Consider the following 867-nt stretch of genomic DNA (forward strand, 5'->3'; position numbering starts at 1 on the left):
AATAGCTAAGTTTTCGTTGCGTGCGCAGCACGAACAATGAAAACCCTGTTGAACGGAACCTTCGGAAGCTTTTGGTTGGGTATTTTCCCACACTATGGGTTTATCGACAAAAGATTTTTAGAGATACAGGAGACTTTGAGAAGAGTCTCTTTTTTTATGGGTGATTTTGGCGAGTTTTTCTTGGTTTTATCGTGCTTTCCTTCACGTTAGGGTAACATTTCCCTTACCCAAATCCGCTAAAATGCAGATTTAGGAGCAGGTAAATTTCGGCTCATCTCCAAAAACCATTGTGGCGGACCTCGAAGATCGAACGTGGCAATCGTTACCAAATTTCCAACTTTGCAACAACTACATTTCGGCTGAAAAACTTTTGGCGGAAGCTTTTCTTTAGGCTGGATGCCTAATTTTTGTTGCAGTTTTTTAAGCTTAATTCGTTTCCAGGTGCTGCTCAAAAAACCATAATGACGGATTTTCACAAATCTTTTCGGCAAAATATGCATCGCAAAACGGCGGATAAACTCCTCGTGGCTCAAAACCATCTGCTTTTTGATACCTTTTTGGCGGTAATCTTTGTAAGAAAAAGTGACCGTTTCCGCGTCAATTTTCCTGATTCTCTGGTTGCTGATGGCGATTTTATGCGTGTATCTGCCCAAATATTCTACTACAGATTTTGGGCTTCCAAATGGCTTTTTGGCGTAAACTACCCAAGGTTTTTCCCACAGACTTTGCCTGGTTTTTTCGTATTCATTTTCTTGATTTTCATTCAATTTTAATGATAATTGATGCTTCAGTTTCTCACAAAATTTAGCCCTGAAAACTTTACTCAAAGCCTTTACCGAAAACAAAAATTTACCGTCATTTTTGATG

The 867-nt window shown here is 39.2% G+C and carries 1 protein-coding gene; it reads right to left on the minus strand.

What is annotated here, in order from left to right:
• Positions 1–236 precede the first annotated feature (236 nt).
• Positions 237–867: IS91 family transposase (locus QWT87_RS21055; protein ID WP_302718700.1), on the minus strand; the 631-nt coding region annotated here is incomplete at its 5' end.

This window comes from Chryseobacterium urinae, from assembly GCF_030518295.1.
GTDB lineage: Bacteria > Bacteroidota > Bacteroidia > Flavobacteriales > Weeksellaceae > Chryseobacterium > Chryseobacterium mucoviscidosis.